Consider the following 25742-nt stretch of genomic DNA (forward strand, 5'->3'; position numbering starts at 1 on the left):
TTTATATGACATATGTATTATTATAAATTCTTTGTTATTTTCGCATTAGTTCATTATAGTATAGATATAAAGAACGAATATCAAATAAATATAACAAAAAGCATTATTTTACATAATAAGAGGATGTGTATACGATGTCATTACAGACTAAATATATAGCGGGTATTTCGCTTGGGGTTATGGGAGTAGGTTTTGCGGCTTCTATTCCTTTTCAAGGAACGGTAGCAGGTGAGATTATACAAGGGGGATTTGAAGCTGGATTAGTTGGCGGACTTGCGGATTGGTTCGCAGTTACAGCATTATTCCGTCATCCGATGGGAATTCCAATTCCACATACAGCGTTATTACCTAAAAATCGTAAACGAGTAACGAAAGGGCTCATTCATACGTTAGAAAATGAGTGGCTGACGAAAGAAAGTATTACGAATAAAGTAAAAGAAATGCAGCTAGCGCAAATGGTACTGCAAATTGCTGAAAGAGAAATGCAGTCTGACGCTGTGAAAAAGGGAATTGTAACAATTGCTGAGAAGGCGATTGTTACAATAGATACGGAAAAATTAGCGGTTATTATTGAAAAAGAATTAAAAACGTATTTGCATACAATTAATACAAGTAACATATTACAAGTGCTTGTCGATCAACTAGTTGTGCAAGAATATGATGAAAAGACACTTGATTACATTTTAGTAAAAGTGAAAGATTGGACAGCGCAAGATGAAGCGCGTTACCAGCTCGGAAGCTTAGGTATGAAGGCGATGGAAAACATAAAAGTAGATGGATTTTTACAGTTTACTTTGAAATCGTTTATGAATATTGTAGATGAAGATAAAATTGGCGGCATTTTGCAGAAATTTATTATTAGCAATATTAACAGCTTACAAGATGCAGATAATAGCACAAGACAACTTATATTAGCGAAAATTCGTCAAGAAATTATAAATGTAAAAGAAAATGAAGCTTTACTGCAGGAATTAGAAAATTGGAAAGAAAAATGGATTGCCAATTGGGATGCTACTGACAAAATTAAAGAGATGCTGGGGCAAGTACAACAAAGGGCAATTACTTTTGTGAAAAATGAAGAATTTACGGATAAATATGTTATGCCATTTTTACAAAAACAAATGAATAAAATAAAAGAAGATGAACAGACTGTTCAAAAAATAGAAGAGTGGTTACAAAAACAAGTTGTCACACTTGTGGAAAAGAATCATTCGAAAATCGGAAAACTTGTACAAGAAAATCTTGATAAGTTAGACGATAAAACGTTAATTGAAATGATTGAAAATAATGTCGGTAAAGATTTGCAATGGATCCGAGTAAACGGAGCGGTTTGCGGATTTATGATTGGATTAGTATTAGAAGGAATCAAAGCGATTATATGAGAAAAACCTTCCACAATTGTGGAAGGTTTTTTATTTTTCAATAATACTCATATTTATATTATAAGCTTTTTCAATATTTAACTTGTACGTCCCATTGCCTGTTTTAATCGAATTTTTATACCAATGTTCTTGCCCGTTGAATTCTGGATTTTCTTCTGAAGTATTATCTTCTTTTTTCGTTAAATCTTCAACTTGTTCCCAAGGAGTGCTTCCGTGTGCTTCTTTTTTGTTTGTTACGGCGATTAAAGACACATCACTTTCTTTTGCTAAATGAACAGATACATTTGAACTTTCTTGTACAAACCAATTATTTTGTAATTGACCTGGATAAAGGGATAGTTCGTTATTTGAAGCACGAACTTCTACATTTTTATTTTGCGGAAGAACGAGTGTTTGTTTTACCTGTGGTGCTGAATTCCATAACGTATGTTGAACTGGTAATGATTTCAAAGTGATATACATCGTTTCCCCAGCTGTTTGAACTGAAAGGAAATCTTCTTGTTTTAAATTAAGTTTTTCATTAGCTTTCGTTGTCATTTCATATGTTCCAAGAAGGTGAATTTGATTTGTATCATTACCCTCTATTGTTAGAGGATAATGCCCTGCATCCACTACGATTTTTTTGATAGATTCAGGTATATCAAGTTGTCCACTTGGAATATTACTCGTTTGCTGAGTGGTATTAATAGAATGACGAACTTCATCTAGTAATCCAGTTGATAATAAACAGTAAAAAGCAATTCCAGCGCTTCCTAAAACACCGATAAAGAAAATACTAAAAATATCATATTTAATAAAAGATTGTTCCTTCTTAGAAAATAGAAGGTATAGTAAAATTTCCACGCCAAGTATGACAAGTAAAACAGGCCACCAAGCTGTTAAGGAATCTAATACCTCAGTACCTTTTATAACTGAAAATAGTAAGAAGCAACCTAATGCAATAATAGAAAGCCCCATTGAAAATGTTCCAACGCGCCATGTTCTCATTCTTTTGTACCACCTTTGTTTTCTTTATTTCCAAGTAACAATTTAAAGCCGCCACCAATTAAGAGGAGTGCAACGATAGATGTTTGGAAATAGCGATAATACAGTTCGCTAAGATGAATGTTAAATATAGTTGCAAAGTAATCGTTCAAAATAGGAAGGACTGTTTGATCTAATAAATAATAACCACCGAGTGTAATTAACCCAATACCGATCCATCTTTGATGATTGATAAAATAATCAATGATAGGTTCGTCATTTACACGTTCTTTTCCATACTTTGCGGTTTGCTGTAAAGCGTCAAAAAAGCTATAGAACCAAATGATTGGAACTAAAAATAAAAACGCTGAAAGTCTTAATAAGTCGAGTAAATATATGGAAAGTAAAAAGGCTGCCATAAGCTGAAGGCCGCGGCGTTGTAAGCCTAAATACATATGTCCTGCTCCGGGGAACATCGCTAAAATAGAAGCGAATGTTTTATTCTTCTTTCCTTGTTCACGATGCTCTTCAAACTCTTCGAAAATAGTACGATCATCTAGTTGCTCGCCACGTTCTTTTTTCTGGAGTTGCTGAACAACATCAAAGAAATTGTAAATCCATAAAACAGGTAATGTAATAAGGAAGATAAGGAAACTTTCTTGCGATGTTAAAAGTGCAACGAAAATAATCATACTTCCGATTCCTGTGCAAGCTACTAAAAATGTAAGTCCACGTTGCATAAGTCCTAATTGAAAATGTCCAAGTCCAGGGATGATTGATAGAAGAATGATATAAAATCGTTCGCTTTCTTTAGAGGACTCTGTAAATTCTCCTGCAGCTTGTTTTTTCGATTGGTTAATAATAGTGATAACTAAATCTAATAAATTGATCGCCCATAAGACGACTAGTAAAAATAGAGAAAGAAAAGCAATATCACGCGCACCTAATGCTATTGTACAAAATGCTGCAAAGATAAATAGAAATACAGCCCCTCCGCTATATAAAATAAACCGTCCAAATTTCTTTAAATATAAATGTCCAAGCCCGGGAATTAGCCCTAATACAAGTGCTAAAAAGGGATTTTTATTCATGCTTTGAACCTCCGTCCTTTTTTGATGTGTCTACCGATTTGTTTACAATTTGTTGTGAGATAGAAGACTCGTTATGTTTTGAAGATTTCTCGAAATTTGATGTCGCTGTGAAAATATACTGGAATAAACCACTTACCATAAAAATAATTGTAGCCGCAGTCGCAATTATGTAGTGAATAATGGTGCGCTTTAGTGAGTTTGTTTTTATATTTTCATTAGGTTGTAGCGTTTCAAAATTAATTTCCGTCATAACTTCGTTCGTAAATGAATCATCATTTATCATTGGAAGGTTTTCATGTTGTTCATCGATACTTTCCATATAAAGTGCTAAACAATGATCACATTCATAAAGGTGTTCTTCCATAGATTCACGTTCATTGCTTTCTATAAAATCTAAAGTATAATTGCGCCAATCCTCTTTTGAATAATGCATCATAGAAACTCTTCCTCCTTCCAATGTTTTTTAATCCATTTTCTTGCCCGGTACAGTTTCATTTCGACTGTTTTCACTTCGATGTTTTCCTGTAAAGAAATTTCTTGATAACTTTTTTCTTCTAAGTAATGTGCGAGAACGACGTCACGGTAATTTTCGGGAAGTTCTCTCAGTTTTTGAGCAATGAGTAATTTTTGCTCTTTCGTCAATAATAAAGCCTCAATATTCTGAGAGGATTTTATATTTTCCTCAGTGTCTTTACATAAGGAGAGTTCTTCATTTTCTCTAGCTTTCTTCCTTTTATAATCAATAGCGTGATTGGTGGCAATACGTGCCATCCACGTTTTTAATCCGCGAAATTGATAATTTGGGAGAGAGGCGTGAATTTTTAAGAATACTTCTTGTGTAACATCTTTCGCATCTTCTTCATGTCTTAAAATAGAAAAGATAACTTGAAAAATATAATGACGATATGTTTGCACAAGGATACGAAAAGCATGTTCGCTTCCTTGCTGTGCTTTTTCAATTAATTGTTTTTCCTCAATGGGTCTCTCCCTCCTTTTTGACGCATTCTATTATATAGACGTAAGAAATGATTGGTCACCCTACACATGTTGTAAAAAAAGAATAATATATTTTTAGGAAGGAAGCTATATGAAAAAAGGTGTGAAAAAATGGTAAAAAGAAGTATATAATGAGCAAGTGGGAAATGTTACGTGAAGAAAGGATGTGAATGTTAGTAGGGGAAGGTCCATACTAACAAACATGAAAATTAAAATATTAATAGCGGATGATAATTCTTTTATTAGAGAAGGCATGAAAATTATTTTAAATACATATGAAGAGTTCGAAGTGGTAGATACAGTAAATGATGGGAAAGAAGCAGTGGAATATTGTAAAAAGAACGACGTTGATATCGCTCTTTTAGATGTCCGCATGCCAAATATGAACGGGGTAGAGGCAACGAAATTTATTTGTGAAGAAACGGAAACGAAACCACTAATTTTAACGACGTTCGATGATGATGAATATATTTTGGACGCAGTGAAGAACGGGGCGAAAGGTTATTTATTAAAAAATAATGATCCAGAGCGTATTCGTGATGCAATAAAAGGAGTATATAACGGTCAAACTGTTATGCAAGATGTAGTGCTTGATAAAATTAAGAGCAATTTAATGGAGAGCAAAGAGGACGAATGCAAAATAGATACAAGTCTTTTTACAGAAAGAGAACTTAGTATTATCGCATTAATTGCGAAAGGTTTCTCGAATAAAGAAATTTCAAAGCAACTTTTCATATCAGAAGGAACGATTGCAAATTATATTACATCAGTTTTAGGGAAAACTGGACTTGAACATCGCACACAAATTGCAATTTATTATTTAACAGGGAAAGTAGATTAAAGATATGGAATTTTGGTTAATTGTAAGTAAATTAATTGTCTTTATATATATTGTGTTTAGTTACATTTATTTAAATGTTGTGAACTTACCATGGATTATACTTACTTTGCTTTTATATCTTTCTGTAAATGTGCTGATCTCTATATTTAAACAAGATACGTACAAAAACATATTATCTAGTCTGTCAATTGGCATAGTTATATTATTTACATGGAAGGTTCATCCGTTTTTTATTTTATTTTTACCATTGAACTTATATGAAGTTATATTTCGTTATATAGAGAAGAAATGGCAGCTCTTTATCATTATGATGATTCCTATTATCTTTACAGAAGAAAGTATTCGAATGACATATGGATTAATTGTTACATTTTCTTTTATTGTATTAACTATGGCAGAACGGTATATATCGCGTGTATTAAAGCTTGAATCACAAAATGATAAGATGCGAAAAGATATGCAGCGGCTGACGAAAAGCTTACATGAAAATAAAGAGTACATAAAGCAATCAGAGTACACATTTAAGTTAGAAGAGAGAAATCGGTTGTCACAAGAAATTCATGATAAAATTGGCCACTCGATGACAGGGGCGCTAATTCAAATGGAAGCAGCAAAGAGGTTAATGGGGATAGATAAAGAAAAATCTGCCGAGTTATTACAAAATGCAATTCATATATCGAAAGATGGAATTGAAAGTATTCGGGTTACATTAAAAAATATGAAGCCGCCAACTGAGCAAATTGGTATTCATCGTATGAAATTATTCATAGAGGAATTTGCCGGTAAACATGATATAAATATTCCTTTCGTATATAAAGGGAATTTAGATATGATTTCTCCAATTCAGTGGAAGATTATCGGTGAAAATGTTACGGAGGCACTAACGAACGCGATGAAATATGCTGATGCGACAGTCATTTCAATCGATATTCATGTACTTAACAAGATGGTGAAAGTACAGGTGAAGGATAATGGAAAAGGTGCAGCTCTCGTTAAGAAAGGTCTCGGGATTATGGGGATGGAGGAGCGAACAGCATCAGTAAACGGAAAAATTATTGTAGACGGAAGAAGTGGTTTTTCAGTAACGATGCTGTTGCCCATATAGGAAATTATGACGAGGATGAATCATCTCATATGAAAAAAGTGAATAATCTCATGCGAAAAGAATGAACTTCTGCACTGAGCAGGTTCATTTTTTTTGTTTATACTAAAAGCAGAGAAACCGAAATAGGGGTGAAATGATGAATACATTAGAAATTAAAAATTTAACGAAAAAATTTGGTGATTTCATCGCGGTAGATAATATGTCTTTATCTATTAAAGAAGGAGAGATATTTGGCTTTTTAGGATCAAATGGTGCTGGTAAGAGTACAACGATAAATATGATTGCTGGATTGCTAAGAAGTAATGAAGGTGAAATTAGCATACTAGGAAAAAATATAAAGAAACATAATCGATTTGCCAAAATGAACATCGGTATCGTTCCGCAAGATATTGCGATTTATGAAGAGTTAACTGCCTATGAAAATGTGAAATTCTTTGCTGGATTGTACGGGTTAAGAGGAGCTGAGCTAAAAGCGAGAGTAGAGGAAGCACTTCAATTTGTAGGGCTTAGTGATAAGCATAAAAGTTACCCGAAAAACTTTTCTGGCGGGATGAAACGAAGACTGAATATTGCTTGTGCGATTGCTCATAGACCGAAGTTAATTATTATGGATGAGCCGACAGTTGGAATTGATCCGCAGTCAAGAAACTATATCCTTCAGTCTGTTCGGAAATTAAATGAAATGGGAAGTACTATTATTTATACGAGTCACTACATGGAAGAAGTAGAAGAGATTTGTTCGAAAATAGCAATTGTAGATCACGGTAAAGTGATTGCAGAAGGAACGAAAGAACAGTTAAAAGCGATTATTACTGATACGAAAGACATTTGGGTTGAAGTGAAGTCAGTAGAAAATTTAGATGTAGAAAAGTTAAAAGAGATAAACGGTGTGAAAGCTGTTCAAGTTGAAGAGAACGTAATCAAGGTAAACTCGGATGCAGGAGTAAATAATTTAAATAAAATTATTCAGCATTTCATTAATCATGACATTGAAATTCGTTCGTTAGAGGAGCAGGCCCCGAACTTAGAAACAGTATTCCTTACGTTGACTGGAAGAAACTTACGAGATAAATAAAAGGTAAATGAAGAAAAGGTAAAGGGAGGTTCATCAATTGAACATCTTCAATATTGCAGTTATGCATATTAAAAGAGATTTCAGGGACGTAAGAACTTTAGTTTTTATGTTAGCATTTCCGATTGTACTAATGCTTGTGTTAGGAACAGCGTTAACGAATGCATTTGATAGCGATAGTCAAGCGATTAAAGATATACAAGTGCTCTACAAAGATGAAGCAAGTAGCACATTTTCTCAAACGTTCGAAGCATTTACGAAAGAAGTCGATAAATCGGGTATTCATTTTAAAAAAGCTTCCGGCAGTATAGATGGGAAAGAAGAAGTGAAGCAAAATAAATATGCTGCTTATGTAGAATTAAATAAAGATGGTGCGAAATTTTACGGAAGTGACAAAAGTAGTATTGAGGGAAGTATTGTGGAAGGCATGCTTACAACATTTATTGATAAGTACAATGTAGCGGCCGAAGTTGCAAAAGTTGATCCTAGTAAGGTGAGCGTGGTTATTTCAAGCGGAAATCATAATGATTATATAAAAGAAACATCTTTACAAGCTGCGAAAAAGCCAGGTTCTATGGATTACTACGCGGTTGTAATGACAACGATGATTGCACTATATGCTGCGATGGGAGCGAGTTCTTTAATTCGAGGAGAACGAATACGTAAAACAGGAGATCGTCTCATTGCTGCACCTATAAGTAAGGCTGAAATATTCATTGGAAAAGTACTTGGTAGCCTAGTAGCAAATGCTCTGTGCATATTACTCGTCATGTTATTTAGTAAATTTGTTTTTCAAGCGAATTGGGGCGACCATCTTGGAATCATATTTCTTATTTTATTAACACAAATTTTTCTAGCAATTAGCTTCGGTTTAGGAATTGGATATATTACAAAAACACCGGAATCATCTAGAGCGATTATTATGGTTATTGTGCAATTAGCCTCTATTTTTGGTGGTGCATATTTCGTAATAGAAGAAAATTTCGTTACGAATTTATCACCATTAACGTGGGCAAACACAGCTGTTATGAAAATTATTTATGCAAATGATGTAGGAGCAGCACTACCGGTAATATGTTTAAACCTTGGCATTTCAGCACTCTTTTTATTAATTGCAATTATTGCATTACGTAGACGGGAGGGGCTATAGTATGAAAGATATTTTATGGCTCATACAAAAAACGTTATCTGTACTTTTGAAAAATAAAAAAGGGTTATTCATTATTATTAGTTTGCCGATAATCGGAACACTTATCTCCTTCTCGATGTATGGGAATATGGGGCAAGGGACGTTAAATATCGGGGTTATTAATAAAGAAAATCAATCTATAGCAAATGATACGGTGAAATTTTTAGAAGGATTAAATCATGTAAAGGTAAGTAAAATTAAAGAATCTGAAGTAGAAGACAAACTCACTTCCAAAAAACTTGATGGAGTTATTACATTAGATTCTGGTTTTTCAAAAAGTGTTCGAGAAGGGAAACCAAATCATATTGAAATTTCATCGATTAAAGGTGATCAAGTAACAGGATTTATAAAATCATATTTATACAATTATATTGATAATGTAGCAGCTATTAGTAAAGTAGCAGGAACAGATCAAAGTGCATTTGATACTATGTACGCAGGATATCAAAAAGGTTCATTTAAAATGAAAACTGAGACGCTAGAAGATACTTCGAAAAATAAAGATATGACAAACCAAACGATGGGTTACCTTATTATGTTTATGCTATTTTCAGCAGCGAACTTATCAGGTTATATTTTAAAAGAAAAAGAAAATAGAACGTATTTTAGACTCTTATCAACGCCGATAGATGGGAAGAAATTCATATTATCTAATGTCGGGGTAAATATGCTGCTATTAACAGTACAAATTCTGATTACAATCCTATTCCTAACGAATGTTTTTCATACGAATATCAATATGCCTTTCATAGTGATGCTTGGCGTACTCATGCTATTTGCTTTAATAGCGATTGGAATATCGTTAGTGCTTGTCGCTTTTTCGAAAAACTCAGCATCGGCAAATGCACTGCAAAATATGATCATTGTACCGACATGTTTACTCGCTGGATGTTATTTTCCATATGATATTATGCCGAAAGCAGTGCAAAAAGTAGCTGATTTTCTTCCGCAAAGATGGCTATTAGATACGGTATCAAAACTACAACAAGGAATTCCAGTTTCAGATTTGTATTTAAATATTTTAATCCTAATTGCCTTTGCGGTAGCATTCTTCTTAATTGCTACTTATAAGTTTGGAAGAAATAATGATGCGAGAAACTTTGTTTAATGGAGAAAGGGTGTGACGTTAAGTCGCATCCTTTTTTGTATGGAGCATGAAATTTAAATTGGAATGACAAAATAGAAGAGTGGAAAGAAAATGAGCGGAAGGAAATCAAAATGATAAAAAAAATATTGCGAGTTACTTCTATTGTAATTACTATTTTCGTTTTTGTTTTAATTTGGATGCATATTGACGTTACGCTCGGAAGAAAAATGGAAGTCGGGAAAAATATGCCGACAGAGTACGCTCCTCATTATAGTGATTTTCAATTATATGTAGAAGGAAAGTCATTTTATAAACAGTTATTTACTGATATAAGAGAGGCGAAGCAATCTATTTACACGTACTTTTTTATTTTGTCGGATGATAAAAGTAGCCATACTTTTTTAAACTTATTAAAAGGGAAGGCAAAAGAAGGAGTAAACGTCTATTTATCAGTTGATCGCATTAATGATTTATCATTTGAAAGAAAGATGAAAAATGAATTGCGGGAAAGTGGTGTGCATTTTACATATAGTAGAAAACCTGAATTGCCATTCGGATTTTATTCACTTCACCATCGTAATCATCGCCGTATTACGACCATTGATGGGGAGATTGGCTATACGGGTGGTTTTAATATGGGAGATGAGTACTTAGGAAAAGATAAGCGATTTGGATATTGGCGTGATTATCATGTGCGGCTTAGAGGAGAAGGAGCGAAAGATTTAGAAGAGCAATTCGCTTTAGATTGGAAACGAGATACGAAAGAACATATAAAAAGAAGTGCGAATAAAGCTAGTAAAGGGAATACATTACATACGATGACTAGCTATAATGGACATTACGTCGCTGAAAAGTATATCGAATTAATAAAACAAGCGAAGCATTCAATTGTCATTACAACGCCTTATTTTATAGCGAAAAATAAAGAACTGATGAATGCTTTAATTGAAGCGCAAAAACGTGGTGTTACAGTGAAAATACTTTGGTCATATAAACCAGATATTCCTCTTATTAAAGAGGCAGCGTATCCTTATATTCGTCAAGCAGTTAATAACGGAATTACGGTATATGGTTATAAAAAAGGTATGTTTCATGGAAAGTTAATGCTGATTGATAATGAACTAACTGTTATCGGCACAACGAACATAACTGCACGTAGCTTCTATATAAATGATGAGATGAATTTGTATATTCATGGTGGAACTATCGTTTCAGAAGTGAATAAGGCGTTAACAGAAGATTTTCGTGATTCGAAAGAGATGACGAAAGATTTTTTTGAGAAGTTATCATTTTGGGAGCGTTGTAAGGAGAAATTGGCGGGATTTGTTGATTTTTATTTATAAAGATTAATGGAAAAGGATGTCTTTTATAGACACCCTTTTTTAATGAGAAATAATTAGTTTTCATGCACAAGCAATGAAGCATCATCATTAATCAATGTCCCGACATGCTCACCTAAGCAAATTCTTTTCATAACTCCAGGCTCATCAAAGTTAAAGACGTGTGCTGGCAAATTATAATCACGGGCAAGTAATAAAGCGGCTTGATCCATGACTTGAATGTTTTGCTTAACAACATCGTTATAGTTTAGTTTTCTGTACATTTTCGCTGATTTATTATGTTTTGGATCACTAGTAAAGACGCCATCTACTCCTTGTTTTGCGACTAATATTGCGTCACTATTCATTTCAATGGCTCTTTGAACACTTGGATAATCTGTCGTAACGAACGGTTGCCCGTTACCGCCGCCAAAAATGACAACATAACCGTTATCTAAATGATGTACTGCTCTGAGGCGAATATAAGGCTCTGCTACTGCATTAAACGGGATGGAAGTCATAACGCGTACTTCTCTATCTGTTTTACTTGTTAAAACGCCGCGAAGCATTAAGCTGTTGATAATTGTACCTAACGTACCGATATTATCAGCTTCTACACGATCAATTCCCCATTCTTCAGCTAGATGACCTCTGAAAATGTTACCGCCGCCGATGACAATGGATACTTCGATACCTAAGTCAATAATGGATATAATTTCGTTTGCGATATGTTCTAATCGTTTGGAGTTAAAGCTATTTCCGGATTGATCGGCAAGTGCACCGCCGCTTAATTTAATTAAGACTCTTTTATATGGCTTCATAACAATTCCCCCTATATAGATCGCAATAAAAAAGGAACAAAGGCAAATGCCTTTGTTCCTTTTTTAGAAAATGAAAAAGAAAAGAAGAAGATAAGACGAATTTTTGTACATAATTTTTCATACTATCCACTCCTTTTCATTTTGATTTGTTGTAAGTATATATCTTTTTGATTATACGAAACAATCTGATTGCTTATCAAGTATATTTTATTTCTTTTTAATGAAAAGGTGTCAATGAAAAAGAAAAGAAAAATTTTCGAATTTTTTGTGACGAACTTGTAGGTTTTTGTATGATTTTGTAGGTTCGCCTATAAGATGTGTGAGTAAGCTTTTATAAATACGAAATGAAAGCGTTCGCATGAAGGGGATGAACATAAATGAAAAAATTCGGATTGGCAACACAAATTTTTGTCGCGCTTGTTTTAGGGATTGTAGTAGGGGCAATCTTTTATGGCAATAAAACGGCGATTTCTTATATCACACCAATTGGGGATATATTTATTCACTTAATTAAAATGATTGTAGTACCAATTGTTATTTCAGCATTAATTGTTGCGGTAGCTGGTGTAGGAGATATGAAGAAGCTTGGGAAACTGGGCGGTAAGACAATTCTTTATTTCGAAATTATTACGACGATTGCTATTTTAATGGGATTACTTGCAGCGAATATATTCCAACCAGGTACTGGCGTTGATATGAGTAATTTACAGCAAAGTGATATTTCTTCTTATAAACAAACAGCAGATGCAACAGAGAAGAAAGGCTTTGCAGAAACGATTGTTCATATTGTACCGAAAAACGTATTTGAATCGATTGCACAAGGTGACTTATTACCGATTATTTTCTTCTCAGTATTATTCGGTTTAGGAGTTGCGGCAATTGGAGACAAAGGAAAGCCCGTCTTTAACTTCTTTGAAGGTGTACTCGAAGCGATGTTTTGGGTTACAAATCAAGTTATGAAATTTGCACCATTTGGTGTATTCGCATTAATTGCAGTTACGGTTGCAAAATTTGGTGTAGCAACACTACTTCCTTTAGGAAAACTAGTGCTAGCTGTATACGTAACTGTTATACTATTCGTTGTGATTGTATTAGGTATTAATGCACGAATGGTTGGCGTAAACATTTTTACATTAATGAAAATTTTAAAAGAAGAACTTATTCTTTCATTTACGACAGCAAGTTCAGAAGCTGTTTTACCTAATATAATGAGAAAAATGGAAGAGTTCGGTTGTCCAAAGGCAGTTGCCTCTTTCGTTATTCCGACAGGTTATACATTCAACTTGACTGGATCGGCTATTTATCAAGCGTTAGCGGCATTGTTTGTTGCACAAATGTACGGTGTGCACATGTCACTGACAGAGCAAATTACGTTATTATTCGTTCTCATGTTAACATCCAAGGGTATGGCGGGAGTTCCAGGTGCATCGTTCGTTGTTGTATTAGCAACGTTAGGTTCAATGGGATTACCACTAGAAGGTATAGCGTTAATTGCGGGAATTGACCGCATTTTAGATATGATTCGCTCATCTGTCAATGTATTAGGAAATGCATTAGCGGCCATTGTTATGTCGAAGTGGGAAGGCGAATTCGATAATGAGAAAGCAAAACAATATGTAGAAACAGTCAAAGAAACAAAAGCAGCATAAGAAATCGTTAAGGAGTGAATAATCATGGCAACATTAACTGAAGTTAAAAATGGTGTTCGAATTGAAAAAGATTTTTTAGGTGAAAAAGAAGTGCCAAACTATGCATACTACGGCGTACAAACAATGCGTGCAGTAGAAAACTTCCCAATTACAGGATACAAAATCCATGAAGGCTTAATTAAAGCATTCGCAATTGTAAAAAAGGCTGCAGCGCTTGCTAATACAGATGTAGGAAGATTGGAATTGAACAAGGGCGGCGCGATCGCAGAAGCCGCTCAAGAAATTCTTGATGGAAAATGGCATGATCATTTCATCGTAGATCCAATCCAAGGCGGAGCAGGTACTTCAATGAATATGAATGCAAATGAAGTCATTGCCAATCGTGCTCTTGAATTATTAGGAATGGAAAAGGGAGACTATCATTATATTAGTCCAAATAGTCATGTAAACATGGCGCAATCAACAAACGATGCATTCCCAACGGCGATTCATATTGCAACATTAAATGCATTAGAAGGCTTATTACAAACGATGGGTTATATGCACGATGTATTTGAATTAAAAGCAGAGCAGTTCGATCATGTTATTAAAATGGGTCGTACACATTTACAAGACGCTGTGCCAATTCGTCTTGGACAAGAATTTAAAGCGTATTCTCGCGTACTTGAACGTGATATGAAACGTATCAAGCAATCACGTCAACATCTATATGAAGTAAATATGGGAGCAACTGCAGTTGGTACAGGCTTAAATGCAGATCCAGAATATATTGAAGCAGTTGTAAAACATTTAGCTACAATTAGTGAACTGCCACTTGTTGGTGCAGAAGACTTAGTAGATGCAACGCAAAATACGGATGCATACACAGAAGTATCAGCAGCACTGAAAGTATGTATGATGAATATGTCTAAAATTGCGAATGACCTTCGCTTAATGGCATCAGGTCCACGTGTTGGCTTAGCGGAAATTATGTTGCCAGCTCGTCAACCAGGTTCATCTATTATGCCAGGGAAAGTAAACCCTGTTATGCCAGAAGTAATTAATCAAATTGCGTTCCAAGTAATTGGTAACGACCATACAATTTGCCTTGCTTCAGAAGCAGGACAATTAGAATTAAACGTTATGGAACCAGTACTTGTTTTCAACTTACTTCAATCTATTAGCATTATGAATAACGGTTTCCGTGCCTTTACAGATAATTGCTTAAAAGGAATTGAAGCGAATGAAGATCGCTTAAAAGAGTATGTTGAGAAGAGTGTAGGAATTATTACAGCCGTGAACCCTCATATCGGTTATGAAGCAGCAGCTCGCGTTGCGAAAGAAGCAATTGCAACAGGTCAATCCGTTCGAGAACTTTGTGTGAAAAATGGTGTACTGTCACAAGAAGACCTAGAGTTAATTCTAGATCCATTCGAAATGACGCACCCAGGGATTGCAGGAGCAACTCTTTTAAAGAAAAATTAAAAGAAGAGGGGGACAATCCCCTCTTTTTTGTTTACAATATAGAAATGCTATATATGAATAGAGGTAGGGATGTTATGAGTAAGTTTACAGTAGCTTCTAATGGTTCATTAGAAACGACATTAAGAGGAGTAGAAGTATTATCGACACCACTTTTAAATAAAGGGGTCGCTTTCACGCAAGAAGAGAGAGAAGAATTAGGTTTAAAAGGGTTATTACCGCCAGCAGTTTTAACTTTAGAAGAACAAGCACGCCGAGCGTATGAACAATTTTGTTCTCAGCCGGATGATTTATTAAAGAACGTATACTTAACAGCGTTACATGATCGAAATGAAGTATTATTTTATCGTATATTAACAAATCACTTACGTGAAATGTTACCAATTGTATATACACCAACAGTCGGTGTAGCAATTCAAAGGTATAGTCATGAATACCGTAAACCACGTGGTGTGTATTTATCAATTAACGATCCGTCGGGTATCGAAGAAGCATTCGCCAATATCGGTGCAACAGCTGAAAACATTGATTTAGTCGTTGTAACAGATGGAGAAGGCATACTTGGAATTGGTGACTGGGGTGTTGGTGGTATAAACATCGCAATCGGGAAATTAGCTGTTTATACGGCCGCAGTTGGTATCGATCCTAGCCGTGTATTACCGGTAATTTTAGATGTGGGTACAAATCGTGAGGAACTATTAAACAATCCATTTTATATTGGAAATCGTCACCCTCGTATAACTGGTGAAGCTTACGATGAATTTATTGATACATTTGTACAAGCAGTGAATAAACAATTCCCGAAAGCACTTTTACATTGGGAAGATTTTAGCTCTCGAAATGCACGGAAAATTTTAGATAAATATCGTCATGATATTTGTACATTTAATGATGATATTCAAGGTACAGGTGCAGTTTCACTGGCTGCTGTGTTATCGGCAGTGAAAGTTTCGGGCGTACCTTTAAGTGAACACCGCGTTGTTGTGTTTGGTGCTGGTACGGCTGGAATCGGTATTGCAGATCAAGTTAGAGATGCAATGGTCCGCGTTGGCGTATCAGAAGAAGAATCATATAAGCGTTTCTGGTGTATTGATCGTAACGGGTTAGTTACAGATAATATGGAAGATCTTCTTGATTTCCAAATTCCATATGCAAGAAAAGAAGCGGAAGTAAGTGAGTGGAAACAAAATGATGTGATCGGACTTGCTGAAGTTGTGAAGCATGTAAAACCGACAATTTTAATCGGTACATCAACTGTTGCAGGAGCATTCAAAGAAGAGATTATTAAAGAAATGGCTTCTCACGTAGAAAGACCAATCATTTTACCGATGTCGAATCCGACGCCACTTGCTGAAGCAAAACCAGCCGATTTAATCGAGTGGACAGAAGGAAGAGCATTAGTTGCAACAGGAAGTCCATTTGAACCAGTTACATACAACGGTGTAACGTATGTGATTGGACAATCAAATAACGCACTTATTTTCCCAGGTCTTGGTCTTGGAACAATTGTTGTACGTGCAAGCGTCATGACGGATGGAATGTTTGCAGCAGCTGCTGAAGCAGTTGCAAGCATGGTAGATACAAGTCAGCCAGGGGCACCTATCTTACCAGAAGTTGAAGAGCTACGTAATATCTCGGAAATGGTTGCAATTGAAGTAGCGAAAGTTGCCGTTGCAGAAGGTGTTGCTAGAGAGAACTTAAGTGATAACGATATCAAGATTGCAGTGAAAGAAGCAATATGGGAGCCGGAGTATCGCCAAATAAAAGCGGTAGAAAAGGTTAGAATATAGAAATAAAGCCCGTTTATTATAATAAGCGGGCTTTCACTTTTATTGTCGAAAAAAGTATAGGAAGTGGCACCTTTGAATTGGAATCAATTATGGAAGAAAGATATATCCCTTTTAATTATATTAATGGTTGTTGTTCCGATTGCTGGAGAGCTTAATTTTCATCCTTTTAACGATACGTTTCGCGTTAGCTTTGGGACACCGCTTTTCTTCTTTTTATTACTATTTTTAAGAAGAATACCAGCAGCGGCTGCGGGTATTCTTGTCGGTATATGTGTCGTTTTATTCCGTGTATGCCTTGATTGGATCATGCAAGGTTCATTTCATATGACAGAATCATTTTATTTGCGCTATGCTGTGTTCTTTTATTATTTTATTTATGGAAGTCTTTTTTCACTTTGTAGGGTAAATAAGTTTCATCAGAAACCAATCGTTATTGGATGCCTTGGAATTACAATTGAAATTATCGCAAGTATGTCAGAACTAGCGATTTATCATATGGTAGTACTCGGTACAACGATAACAGTTTCTGAAGTAAATAAACTTATCATTATTGCTATTTTCCGTAGTTTCTTTGCACTTGGCTTTTTAAATATGATGATTTTATATGAAACGAAATTAAAAGAATCGCAAGTTCGAAAAGAAAATGAAAAAATGTTCATGCACCTTTCAAATTTATATGTAGAATCAGTTCATTTGAAAAAAACGTTACAAAATGCAGAATTGATTACACAAGAAGCATATCAACTATATCGAAATTTACAGACAGATGATGATTCCAGTAGTAAAACAGCATTGAAAATAGCAGGAGAAGTGCACGAAATAAAAAAGGATAATCAAAGGATTTTTGCAGGATTATCTAAACTGTTATTAGATAAAAATGTGGCTGAGTATGTAGAAGGACATGAGCTTACAGAAATGATTGTAAGAATAAATGAGAAATATGCTGAAATGCTAGGGAAAGATATACGTTTTTCAAAACATATAGAAGGTGAACATGCTGCATACCACGTGTATACAGTACTATCAATCTTTAATAACTTAGCTGCGAATGCAGTGGAAGCAATTGAAGATAGAGGTCTCATTCGTATTAAGTTATATAAACGAGATCAACATGTAATCTTTGAAGTAATTGACGATGGCCCTGGTATTGCACAAAAGTATAAGAAATTAGTATTTAAGCCAGGGTTTACTTCCAAGTATGATCAAACAGGAACACCGTCAACAGGTATTGGACTTTCTTACATACACGAAATGGTAACAGAGCTCGGCGGAGAAGTAAGGTTAGAAGACAATGAAACAGGAAAAGGGTGTAAGTTTATCGTTTGTTTACCGGAGTGCAGTTTAAAGCGGGAAGGGGAATAGGTTTGTTTTATTATATCGTAGATGATGATGAAGTTTTCCGTTCAATGCTTTCGCAAATTATTGAGGATGGCGATCTTGGGGAAGTAATTGGAGAATCGGAAGATGGAGCGTTTATTGAAGCAGAACAGCTAAATTATAAAAAAGTAGATATTTTATTTATTGATTTACTAATGCCGATGAGAGACGGCATTGAAACAGTTCGCCATATAGCGTCTTCATTTACTGGGAAAATTATTATGATTTCCCAAGTGGAATCGAAACAGCTCATCGGTGAGGCGTATACACTTGGTGTAGAATATTATATTACGAAACCACTAAACAAAATAGAAGTAATATCTGTTGTACGAAAAGTGATGGAGCGTATTCGTTTGGAACGTTCTATTTATGACATTCAAAAATCATTAAATAATGTATTTCAGTGGGAAAAGCCGCAAATGCGTAGTGAAACAGTGCAAGAAGGAAAAAAGATATCAGATTCAGGACGCTTCTTACTAGCAGAACTCGGTATTGCGGGAGAGAACGGAAGTAAAGATTTACTTAGTATGCTGGAATATTTACATGGACAAGAAAAGGCGCAAACATTTGAATTTGGCTTTCCTGCGTTAAAAGATATCTTTCACCAAATAACATTAAAAAAATTAGATCATATAGCTTCGGATGCAGATATAGATAAGGAGAGAAAAGCATCTGAACAACGTGTAAGAAGAGCGATTTATCAATCATTGAATCATTTAGCCTCCCTCGGACTAACAGACTTTTCAAATCCAAAATTTGAAAGCTATGCTCCGAAATTTTTTGATTTTACGATAGTTAGAAAACGGATGACAGAAATGACAAAGGATGAACTAGCAACTTCTGGCCATATACGAATTAATACGAAAAAATTTATTCAAGTGTTATATTTTGAGGCGAAACGGTTGATGGAGATAGAGTGAAGAAGGTGCTTATAAATAAGCATCTTTTTTGTTCAATCAATATTTTATATTTTCTCGTAGAGCATGTAAAATGTTAAGTAAGAGAAAATGGTTTTACATTAAGGAAGTGTCAAAACAATGAGTTTTACATTAAATAAATCGATTATAAAAGAAGTATGCGGAGAGACCTCATATAAAAGAGGCGAAGCTTATTATAAAGCAAATAAAGTAATCGTGAATCATTATGATGAAACGAAAGAAATTTGTGAGGCGACGGTAAAAGGGAATGAAGATTTTCATGTTACAGTAGAAAAAGCTAAAAAAGGTGATGTAGTTGCGAGATGTAGTTGTCCTTCAATAGCGTCTTTTCAAACGTACTGTCAACATGTTGCAGCCGTACTAATACAAATAAATTATAACCAGCAAACGGGCGGCATGTCCGAAAATATGAGCGGAAATGATCAATTAACGAGCGGAATGTTTCAGTTGTTTGCAGACAAACCACTGCGGCCAAAAAGTAAACAACACCGTTTTGATACACGTGAAATATTAGATGTTGCGTTTATATGTTCACCAGTAGCGACGAAAAGTGGTGGGGCCCTTCTTGGAATTCAGTTAAAACTTGCGAAAACATATTTTATAAAGCATATTAGAGAATTTCTTTCTAAAGTGGAGAAGAGAGAGACTTTTCATTGTTCTAATGAATTTACATACACACCAGATGTACATAGCTTCAGGCAAGAAACAGATGCGGTTATTCAGCAGCTTATTAAAATGTATCATAATGAAAAAATGTATGAAGATGCGTTAGAAGTACATGCGAAACAAGATGAAAGTATGATATTCATACCGCCAGCTTCGTGGAAAGATATGCTCTCTTCACTTTCTAAAGTTGAGTATGTACAGCTGAAACAAAATGAACAACAGTTTCAGGGCTTACAAATTTCAAACGGTTTATTGCCATTACATTTTGAGTTTACGAAAGGAAATAATGGTGGATTCACACTTCATATAGACGGCCTAAATCGTGTTCAAGTTATGGAAATGTATAACAACGCTCTTTACAATGGGAAATTATATCATTTACCTATGGAAGATTGTATGCGACTTATTGAATTGCAAAAGATGATGAGCCGCTCAAATAACAATCAGTTTTATATTCCTGAAAGTAAGATGGAACATTTTGTAGCGAAAGTTGTGCCAGGATTAATGAAACTGGGAACGGTACGCATTGATGAAGTAATATCAGATCGTGTTGAAACGCCGTCGCTAAAAGCAAAGCTGTATTTAGATCGAGTGAAAAATCGTTTGTTAGCAGGTCTTGAATTTCATTATGGAAACGTCATGATCAATCCGTTAGAAGAAGATGGACAGCCGTCTGTTTTTAATCGTGATGAGAAAAAGGAAAAAGAGATTTTAGACATTATGAGTGAAAGTGCCTTTGCGAAAACAGAAGGTGGTTACTTTATGCATAATGAAGAGGCTGAGTATAACTTTTTATATCACGTCGTTCCGTCGTTAAAAGGCTTGGTTGACATTTATGCGACGACAGCAATTAAATTACGTATTCATAAAGGGGATACAGCACCACTTATTAGAGTGAGAAGAAAAGAAAGAATTGATTGGTTGTCATTTCGTTTTGATATAAAAGGAATACCGGAAGCAGAAATTAAAGGTGTATTAGTGGCTCTTGAAGAGAAACGCAAATATTATCGATTAGCGAATGGTTCTTTATTATCACTAGAGAGCAAAGAGTTTAATGAAATTAATCAGTTTGTAAAAGAATCAGGTATTCGAAAAGAATTTTTACATGGGGAAGAAGTGAATGTTCCGCTTATTCGGAGTGTGAAATGGATGAACGGACTTCACGAAGGTAATGTTTTAAGTTTAGATGAGTCTGTTCAAGATTTAGTGGAAAGCATTCAAAATCCGAAAAAATTAAAGTTTACAGTGCCGCAAACTTTAAATGCTGTAATGAGAGAGTATCAAGTATACGGATTTGAGTGGATGAAAACACTCGCCTATTACCGTTTTGGCGGTATTTTAGCAGACGATATGGGACTTGGAAAAACGCTGCAAAGTATTGCTTATATAGATTCTGTGTTGCCTGAAATTCGAGAAAAGAAACTACCTATATTAGTCGTTTCACCGTCCTCTCTTGTTTATAATTGGTTTAGTGAATTGAAAAAATTCGCCCCGCATATTAGAGCGGTTATTGCAGATGGAAATCAAACAGAGCGGCGAAAAATATTAAAAGACATAGTGGAATTTGATGTCGTAATTACGTCATATCCATTACTGAGAAGAGATATAAGATCGTATGCGAGGCCGTTTCATACACTGTTTCTTGATGAAGCACAGGCGTTTAAAAATCCTACAACCCAAACTGCAAAAGCAGTGAAAACAATTCAAGCTGAATACCGTTTCGGGCTAACGGGAACGCCTGTAGAAAATTCATTAGAAGAGCTATGGTCTATCTTCCATGTCGTATTTCCGGAATTATTACCAGGAAGAAAAGAATTCGGTGATTTAAGGCGCGAAGATATAGCGAAGCGCGTAAAACCTTTCGTATTAAGACGATTAAAAGAAGACGTATTACAGGAGCTTCCAGATAAAATAGAGCACTTACAGTCATCGGAGTTATTACCAGATCAAAAGAGACTTTATGCCGCTTATTTAGCGAAATTAAGGGAAGAAACGTTAAAACATTTAGATAAAGATACGTTACGTAAAAATAAAATTAGAATTTTAGCTGGCTTAACGAGATTGCGACAAATTTGTAATCATCCGGCTTTATTTGTTGATGATTATAAGGGTAGTTCAGCTAAATTTGAACAACTACTAGAGATACTAGAGGAATGCAGAAGTACTGGTAAGAGAATTTTAATCTTTTCTCAATTTACGAAGATGCTGTCTATTATTGGGCGTGAGTTAAATCGTCAAGCGATTCCATACTTTTATTTAGACGGGAGTACACCATCACAAGAACGTGTAGAGCTATGTAATCGGTTTAACGAGGGGGAAGGGGATCTATTTCTCATTTCTTTAAAAGCTGGTGGTACGGGTCTTAACTTAACGGGTGCCGATACAGTTATATTATACGATTTATGGTGGAATCCAGCTGTTGAACAACAAGCAGCTGATAGAGCATATCGAATGGGACAAAAAAATACGGTACAAGTTATTAAGTTGGTGGCCCACGGAACAATTGAGGAAAAAATGCATGAACTGCAAGAGAGTAAGAAAAATTTAATCGCTCAAGTGATTGAGCCGGGAGAAGAGAAATTATCATCAATCACGGAGGAAGAAATTCGAGATATTTTAATGATCTAATATAAAAAGCTATGCCTTCAAATGTATGAGGGCGTAGCTTTTTTGTTGTAATAATTATATTTTGTTTTGTACAAAGTAAAGAAATCAAATGTTATTTAAATTACTTCTTTGTACCTTTACTTTTGTATGGCTTTGCAGCTGCCTTTTTCTTTGCACTTGATTGCCAACGATTCCATCCTTTACTTCCTGTACCTTGTCCTACACCTTTTTTCGGTTTTGCTTTCGTTTTACTCATATGATCACTCCGTTATATAAAAATCTTATTTGATAATAGTCAATGATTTAGAAAATACTCTTTATAAATGACTATGATTACTTTAAGTAAAAATAAACTGCTTGAATGCTATAGTATAACATGAATTTGCAAGTAAACTGAAAGGAATTACAAAGAAAATGAAAATAATACGAAATACTGCGGATTCTATATTTCGAACGATTACATTACTTGTTGTGTATATGTTAGTCTCGGTTAGTGAAACGTTTTTTGGATTGACAAGGCAAAAGAAGTGAAGATGTTATATTGAAAACAATCAATAAAGCCGTAAAATAAAGAATTGAAAAATATTTTTAAATTTTTGTTGACTTTCTTTATTTTTTGTATAGAATAATCATTAATAAAATGTTTCAGAGATGTGACAACAAAACGACTATGAAAGGACGAGTAGTAGTAGGATGTAGTCTAAGCGAGTCAGGGGTGGTGTGAGCCTGATACGAAGCCTATTATGAAGAACCTCCTGGAGTTGCTAACCGAAATCCTTTAGAGGAAAGTAGACTTAGCCGGGAACTTCGCCGTTACAAGAAGAACAGTATCGAGATATTTCATCTCCGTATTGTATAAGTGAGCAACCTCTGTTGCTAATTTGGGTGGTACCGCGGAACCAAAGTCTTTCGTCCCAGTTTTTTGGGAAAGAAGGGCTTTTTTTGTTGGCTTCTTTTCACAACATCCAAACATTTTAGGAGGAAACCACCATGTATCAATCATTAATGACAGTAAGAGAGACTCAAATCGCAATTAAGGAAGTTAAAACATTTTTCGAGGATCAATTAGCAAAACGTCTTGAACTATTCCGCGTATCTGCACCATTATTCGTAACGAAAAAATCAGGATTAAACGATCACTTAAACGGTGTAGAACGTCCAATTGAATTTGATATGTTACATTCAGGAGAAGAATTAGAAATTGTTCACTCACTAGCGAAGTGGAAAAGATTCGCATTACATGAATACGGATATGAAGCTGGTGAAGGTTTATATACAAACATGAACGCGATTCGTCGTGATGAAGAACTTGATGCAACACATTCCATTTACGTTGACCAATGGGATTGGGAAAAAATCGTTCAAAAAGAATGGCGTACTGTAGATTACTTACAAGAAACAGTACAAACAATTTATGGAATATTCAAAGATTTAGAAGACCACTTATTTGAAAAGTATCCGTTCCTTGGAAAGTATTTACCAGAAGAAATTGTTTTCATCACTTCCCAAGAACTAGAAGATAAATATCCAGAATTAACACCGAAAGATCGTGAACATGCAATTGCGAAAGAACACGGTGCAGTCTTCATTATCGGAATTGGTGATGCACTTCGTTCAGGTGAAAAGCATGATGGACGCGCATCTGATTATGATGATTGGAAATTAAACGGTGACATTTTATTCTGGCACCCAGTATTACAATCTTCATTCGAATTATCATCAATGGGAATTCGTGTTGATAGTAAATCACTTGATGAGCAGTTAACGAAAACAGGTGAAGACTTCAAACGTGAGTACGATTTCCATAAAGGTATTTTAGAAGACGTACTACCGTTAACAATTGGCGGTGGTATTGGACAATCAAGAATGTGCATGTACTTCTTACGTAAAGCACATATTGGTGAAGTTCAATCTTCTGTATGGCCTGACGATTTACGTGAAGCTTGCAAGAAAGAAAACATTCATCTGTTTTAATAGAAGAGAGAGGATAGCTCAAAGAGTTATTCTCTCTTTTTTATAGTGTAAACGAGTGGTTTACAGTGGGTTTTACTAATGGTTTCTTTCTTTTTTGGATCCTTTTATGTAATAATTTGTTAAAGGAGGGGAGGTTATGAGCTTAGGACAACAACTTAAAAAATTAAGAGAATCAAAAGGATTTTCACAAGAAGATGTTGCTAAAAAGATTGGTATAACGAGGCAAGCAGTGTATAAAGTGAAACTTTAATCAGTGGGCGATTTATCCTACTGATTATTAGTTGAACCAATCGGGCTTTTATAGGCAGTTAATCGCATCTGGCTGCCTTGATTGTGCTTAAAAGCTTTGATGAGATTTACTGCCTGTTAAAGCGGGGTAAGTGGGAAAATGATAAAAGTTGCCCTGATATTGAAAATTTAATTTTATTGAGCGAAATGTATAATGTTACGCTCGATGAGTTAATAAAAGGGAACCGAAATTTAAAAGAGAAAATACATATTGATGAAGATGAGGATTTTGAGAAAGAGAATGAGTTTGGTTTTTATATTGGGTTTGGTTTGCTAATTGTGAGTGCTTTCATTGATTATGAAGGAATGCAAGAGATTTTATTAGGAATTGCACTATTCATGATGGTTTTTTACTCTGACGTGAAGAAAGTTATTTTGAATGAGTTCAGATCGTTTTTTAAAAGAAAAGATATATATGATAAGAAGTGAGAAGGGTCCGTTATATTTCCTAGGAAAGAGTATAACAAGTAATTGAATTGTTTTATAATGATTTCGGGATGTTGATAGTATGTTAAAAAGTTTAAACAAGCATAACCCCGTTCTAAAGCTAGGACGGGGTTCAAAATCTAAGTTTTATTAAGCGTAAAGTTCTTTCAAATATTTTTACTTCAGTAAAGACGTCTAATAAAACATTACTTATTTGTTACCGAGTTCTTCCGCTAAACCGATTAAAATTCCTTCGGTTCCACGAATGTAGCAGAGTCGATACGAGTTCTCATACTGAACTACTTCACCAACGAGCTGAGCACCATGCTTAGTCAGTCTGGATACCATTTCGTCAATGTCTTCAACGGTGAACATGACGCGCAAATAACCGAGGGCGTTTACAGGAGCTGTCCGATGGTCTGCTATAGTAGGTGGGGTGAGAAATCGAGAAAGTTCAATTCGGCTGTGGCCATCTGGCGTAACCATCATAGCAATCTCTACGCACTGAGAACCGAGTCCAGTTACGCGACCAGCCCATTCACCTTCAACAGTAGCTCGCCCTTCGAGATTCAAGCCAATCTCCTCGAAGAATGAGATTGCGTTATCAAGTGATTCTACAACGATGCTGACATTGTCCATTCGTAGTAATCGGTTGTTTGCCATAGTTTTTATCTCCTTTTATGTATAAATTTATTATTTA

The 25742-nt window shown here is 35.1% G+C and carries 22 protein-coding genes, 1 pseudogene and 1 other annotated feature; of the genes and pseudogenes, 16 read left to right on the forward strand and 7 right to left on the reverse strand.

The genetic code is table 11. The features are described from left to right. The first annotated feature begins 134 nt into the window (after positions 1-134). Positions 135-1382, forward strand: a complete 1248-nt coding sequence (locus AC3WTA_RS16280; protein ID WP_000058306.1) for a DUF445 domain-containing protein — start codon at positions 135-137, stop codon at positions 1380-1382. A 30-nt stretch (positions 1383-1412) separates the two neighbouring features. On the opposite strand, the gene exsE is transcribed toward AC3WTA_RS16280, so the two are convergent. From exsE to AC3WTA_RS16300, 4 genes are read right to left on the reverse strand one after another with little or no spacing between them, the layout of a single operon-like run. Continuing rightward, a complete protein-coding gene (gene exsE, locus AC3WTA_RS16285) occupies positions 1413-2369 on the reverse strand; it encodes an exosporium protein ExsE (protein ID WP_001261404.1) in 957 nt (318 codons plus the stop codon). Next, the gene (locus tag AC3WTA_RS16290) at positions 2366-3436 is read right to left on the reverse strand and encodes a hypothetical protein (protein ID WP_001039100.1); all 1071 of its coding nucleotides are present in this window, start codon (positions 3434-3436) and stop codon (positions 2366-2368) included. The genes exsE and AC3WTA_RS16290 overlap by 4 nt, the downstream gene beginning before the upstream one ends. Further along, a complete protein-coding gene (locus tag AC3WTA_RS16295; protein ID WP_000972348.1) occupies positions 3429-3872 on the reverse strand; it encodes a hypothetical protein in 444 nt (147 codons plus the stop codon). The genes AC3WTA_RS16290 and AC3WTA_RS16295 overlap by 8 nt, the downstream gene beginning before the upstream one ends. Further along, complete coding sequence (locus AC3WTA_RS16300) at positions 3869-4351, reverse strand: RNA polymerase sigma factor (protein ID WP_001195466.1); 483 nt, start codon at positions 4349-4351, stop codon at positions 3869-3871. Before AC3WTA_RS16300 ends, AC3WTA_RS16295 begins: the two co-directional genes overlap by 4 nt. A gap of 283 nt (positions 4352-4634) precedes the next feature. Between AC3WTA_RS16300 and AC3WTA_RS16305 the strand changes: the two genes are divergently transcribed. The 6 genes from AC3WTA_RS16305 (at position 4635) to cls (ending at position 11069) form a co-directional block, all read left to right on the forward strand. Continuing rightward, on the forward strand, positions 4635-5273 hold the full coding sequence (locus AC3WTA_RS16305) for a response regulator transcription factor (protein ID WP_000694104.1): 639 nt from the start codon (positions 4635-4637) through the stop codon (positions 5271-5273). Positions 5274-5277: 4 nt separating this feature from the next. After that, positions 5278-6378, forward strand: a complete 1101-nt coding sequence (locus AC3WTA_RS16310; protein WP_000397645.1) for a sensor histidine kinase — start codon at positions 5278-5280, stop codon at positions 6376-6378. A 136-nt stretch (positions 6379-6514) separates the two neighbouring features. Next, a complete protein-coding gene (locus tag AC3WTA_RS16315; RefSeq protein WP_001093809.1) occupies positions 6515-7453 on the forward strand; it encodes an ABC transporter ATP-binding protein in 939 nt (312 codons plus the stop codon). Between the two features lie 37 nt (positions 7454-7490). Then, complete coding sequence (locus AC3WTA_RS16320) at positions 7491-8600, forward strand: ABC transporter permease (protein WP_001020181.1); 1110 nt, start codon at positions 7491-7493, stop codon at positions 8598-8600. 1 nt (position 8601) lies between these two features. Then, on the forward strand, positions 8602-9747 hold the full coding sequence (locus tag AC3WTA_RS16325) for an ABC transporter permease (RefSeq protein WP_000651863.1): 1146 nt from the start codon (positions 8602-8604) through the stop codon (positions 9745-9747). Positions 9748-9857: 110 nt separating this feature from the next. Next, a complete protein-coding gene (cls, locus tag AC3WTA_RS16330) occupies positions 9858-11069 on the forward strand; it encodes a cardiolipin synthase (protein WP_000591945.1) in 1212 nt (403 codons plus the stop codon). A 53-nt stretch (positions 11070-11122) separates the two neighbouring features. On the opposite strand, the gene pyrH is transcribed toward cls, so the two are convergent. Further along, positions 11123-11866 carry a UMP kinase gene (gene pyrH / locus AC3WTA_RS16335; RefSeq protein WP_000806133.1) on the reverse strand — a complete coding sequence of 248 codons (744 nt, stop codon included), beginning with the start codon at positions 11864-11866 and terminating at the stop codon, positions 11123-11125. A gap of 377 nt (positions 11867-12243) precedes the next feature. Between pyrH and AC3WTA_RS16340 the strand changes: the two genes are divergently transcribed. The 6 genes from AC3WTA_RS16340 (at position 12244) to AC3WTA_RS16365 (ending at position 22375) form a co-directional block, all read left to right on the forward strand. Further along, on the forward strand, positions 12244-13515 hold the full coding sequence (locus tag AC3WTA_RS16340; RefSeq protein WP_000713278.1) for a cation:dicarboxylate symporter family transporter: 1272 nt from the start codon (positions 12244-12246) through the stop codon (positions 13513-13515). A gap of 24 nt (positions 13516-13539) precedes the next feature. Further along, positions 13540-14979, forward strand: a complete 1440-nt coding sequence (aspA, locus tag AC3WTA_RS16345; protein WP_000224176.1) for an aspartate ammonia-lyase — start codon at positions 13540-13542, stop codon at positions 14977-14979. Between the two features lie 74 nt (positions 14980-15053). Next, positions 15054-16766 carry an oxaloacetate-decarboxylating malate dehydrogenase gene (malS, locus tag AC3WTA_RS16350; protein ID WP_002096733.1) on the forward strand — a complete coding sequence of 571 codons (1713 nt, stop codon included), beginning with the start codon at positions 15054-15056 and terminating at the stop codon, positions 16764-16766. A gap of 63 nt (positions 16767-16829) precedes the next feature. Then, positions 16830-18128 (forward strand): sensor histidine kinase, encoded by a 1299-nt coding sequence (locus AC3WTA_RS16355; protein WP_082181002.1) that lies wholly within the window; start codon positions 16830-16832, stop codon positions 18126-18128. 2 nt (positions 18129-18130) lie between these two features. Continuing rightward, entirely contained in the window at positions 18131-19063 is a 933-nt protein-coding gene (locus AC3WTA_RS16360) for a response regulator (protein ID WP_000500309.1), read from the forward strand. Positions 19064-19180: 117 nt separating this feature from the next. Further along, positions 19181-22375: a DEAD/DEAH box helicase gene (locus AC3WTA_RS16365; RefSeq protein ID WP_000011031.1), complete on the forward strand. Its 3195-nt coding sequence runs from the start codon at positions 19181-19183 to the stop codon at positions 22373-22375. A 100-nt stretch (positions 22376-22475) separates the two neighbouring features. On the opposite strand, the gene AC3WTA_RS16370 is transcribed toward AC3WTA_RS16365, so the two are convergent. Next, on the reverse strand, positions 22476-22610 hold the full coding sequence (locus tag AC3WTA_RS16370; RefSeq protein ID WP_000047588.1) for a DUF3934 domain-containing protein: 135 nt from the start codon (positions 22608-22610) through the stop codon (positions 22476-22478). A gap of 405 nt (positions 22611-23015) precedes the next feature. Further along, positions 23016-23274, forward strand: a binding site (T-box leader). Between the two features lie 70 nt (positions 23275-23344). Between AC3WTA_RS16370 and asnA the strand changes: the two genes are divergently transcribed. From asnA to AC3WTA_RS16385, 3 genes and pseudogenes are all read left to right on the forward strand, one after another. Further along, a complete protein-coding gene (asnA, locus tag AC3WTA_RS16375) occupies positions 23345-24328 on the forward strand; it encodes an aspartate--ammonia ligase (protein ID WP_000284899.1) in 984 nt (327 codons plus the stop codon). 136 nt (positions 24329-24464) lie between these two features. Continuing rightward, positions 24465-24578, forward strand: coding sequence for a helix-turn-helix transcriptional regulator (locus tag AC3WTA_RS16380; protein ID WP_000052039.1), 114 nt, complete (start codon positions 24465-24467; stop codon positions 24576-24578). 128 nt (positions 24579-24706) lie between these two features. Then, positions 24707-25045, forward strand: a pseudogene (locus AC3WTA_RS16385) (helix-turn-helix domain-containing protein); the annotation flags it as partial. 207 nt (positions 25046-25252) lie between these two features. On the opposite strand, the gene AC3WTA_RS16390 reads toward AC3WTA_RS16385, so the two are convergent. After that, on the reverse strand, positions 25253-25705 hold the full coding sequence (locus AC3WTA_RS16390; protein ID WP_000002878.1) for a VOC family protein: 453 nt from the start codon (positions 25703-25705) through the stop codon (positions 25253-25255). Positions 25706-25742 lie beyond the last annotated feature (37 nt).

Source organism: Bacillus sp. EB106-07-01-XG149, assembly GCF_058791555.1.

Excerpts from the sequence above, each read along its gene's own strand:
- AC3WTA_RS16280 (WP_000058306.1), top strand. The coding sequence starts at position 135 with ATGTCATTACAGACTAAATATATAGCGGGTATTTCGCTTGGGGTTATG.
- exsE (WP_001261404.1), bottom strand. The coding sequence starts at position 2,369 with ATGAGAACATGGCGCGTTGGAACATTTTCAATGGGGCTTTCTATTATT.
- AC3WTA_RS16290 (WP_001039100.1), bottom strand. The coding sequence starts at position 3,436 with ATGAATAAAAATCCCTTTTTAGCACTTGTATTAGGGCTAATTCCCGGG.
- AC3WTA_RS16295 (WP_000972348.1), bottom strand. The coding sequence starts at position 3,872 with ATGATGCATTATTCAAAAGAGGATTGGCGCAATTATACTTTAGATTTT.
- AC3WTA_RS16305 (WP_000694104.1), top strand. The coding sequence starts at position 4,635 with ATGAAAATTAAAATATTAATAGCGGATGATAATTCTTTTATTAGAGAA.
- AC3WTA_RS16310 (WP_000397645.1), top strand. The coding sequence starts at position 5,278 with ATGGAATTTTGGTTAATTGTAAGTAAATTAATTGTCTTTATATATATT.
- AC3WTA_RS16315 (WP_001093809.1), top strand. The coding sequence starts at position 6,515 with ATGAATACATTAGAAATTAAAAATTTAACGAAAAAATTTGGTGATTTC.
- AC3WTA_RS16325 (WP_000651863.1), top strand. The coding sequence starts at position 8,602 with ATGAAAGATATTTTATGGCTCATACAAAAAACGTTATCTGTACTTTTG.
- cls (WP_000591945.1), top strand. The coding sequence starts at position 9,858 with ATGATAAAAAAAATATTGCGAGTTACTTCTATTGTAATTACTATTTTC.
- pyrH (WP_000806133.1), bottom strand. The coding sequence starts at position 11,866 with ATGAAGCCATATAAAAGAGTCTTAATTAAATTAAGCGGCGGTGCACTT.
- AC3WTA_RS16340 (WP_000713278.1), top strand. The coding sequence starts at position 12,244 with ATGAAAAAATTCGGATTGGCAACACAAATTTTTGTCGCGCTTGTTTTA.
- aspA (WP_000224176.1), top strand. The coding sequence starts at position 13,540 with ATGGCAACATTAACTGAAGTTAAAAATGGTGTTCGAATTGAAAAAGAT.
- malS (WP_002096733.1), top strand. The coding sequence starts at position 15,054 with ATGAGTAAGTTTACAGTAGCTTCTAATGGTTCATTAGAAACGACATTA.
- AC3WTA_RS16365 (WP_000011031.1), top strand. The coding sequence starts at position 19,181 with ATGAGTTTTACATTAAATAAATCGATTATAAAAGAAGTATGCGGAGAG.
- AC3WTA_RS16370 (WP_000047588.1), bottom strand. The coding sequence starts at position 22,610 with ATGAGTAAAACGAAAGCAAAACCGAAAAAAGGTGTAGGACAAGGTACA.
- asnA (WP_000284899.1), top strand. The coding sequence starts at position 23,345 with ATGTATCAATCATTAATGACAGTAAGAGAGACTCAAATCGCAATTAAG.
- AC3WTA_RS16380 (WP_000052039.1), top strand. The coding sequence starts at position 24,465 with ATGAGCTTAGGACAACAACTTAAAAAATTAAGAGAATCAAAAGGATTT.
- AC3WTA_RS16390 (WP_000002878.1), bottom strand. The coding sequence starts at position 25,705 with ATGGCAAACAACCGATTACTACGAATGGACAATGTCAGCATCGTTGTA.